This window comes from Metabacillus herbersteinensis (genome assembly GCF_042433335.1).
In the GTDB taxonomy this organism is placed as follows: Bacteria; Bacillota; Bacilli; order Bacillales; family Bacillaceae; genus Metabacillus; species Metabacillus herbersteinensis.
This window is the reverse complement of the sequence record NZ_JBHLVO010000110.1, coordinates 1-528: the sequence shown is the minus strand read 5'-3', so window position 1 is coordinate 528 and position 528 is coordinate 1. Positions and strand designations below refer to the sequence as shown.

Sequence of the window (528 nt, the reverse complement as noted above, 5' to 3'; positions counted from 1 at the left end):
TGCCGCCCAGATTGCAAAGGCGGTGGGTGCGTTTCTTTCTTTCGCCTTGTTCCAGAAATTTCTTTCGGTTTTCCAGACGCTCCAGCTTGTGCTGTTCCTGTGCAAGCTGCGTCTCGGCTCGTTCCTTTTCGGCTCGAAGCTGTTCAAGGGTTTTCGGTTTTGTCATTGTAATTGACCTCCTTTTTTGATTTTGCGGATAAAAAAAGACCGTCAACTTTTCGCATAGTGCGACCAGTCAACGGTCTGATTTTCGGTATTCAGTTGTTGTGTTCAGTTCGGTAAATTGAAGTTGGTCAAAGTTGTTGGCGAAGATATTCCACAACATTTCCATTCGTATCATAGAAACAGATGTTTCCTACATTGAGGGGCAGGACAATGGCGAAAGGCTTGCCACTATCAATATCAATCACCTGAATGCCGTTGCCATCATCTACTTCAAGTCGAACAATATTTTGGGTATTCATTGAGATAAATGCCCTTTCGTTATTTCCCTCAACAACAAACTCTGCAATGTAATCATCAACCTCA

General features: G+C 43.4%; 2 protein-coding genes. Both read right to left on the bottom strand.

All coding sequences use genetic code 11. The features are described from left to right. Positions 1 to 166 (bottom strand): DUF3847 domain-containing protein (locus tag ACFFIX_RS27940; RefSeq protein ID WP_378939922.1); only part of this gene is annotated, 166 nt, incomplete at its 3' end. Positions 167 to 293: 127 nt separating this feature from the next. Beyond that, on the bottom strand, positions 294 to 528 hold a 235-nt coding region (locus ACFFIX_RS27935; protein ID WP_446686123.1), incomplete at its 5' end, for a hypothetical protein.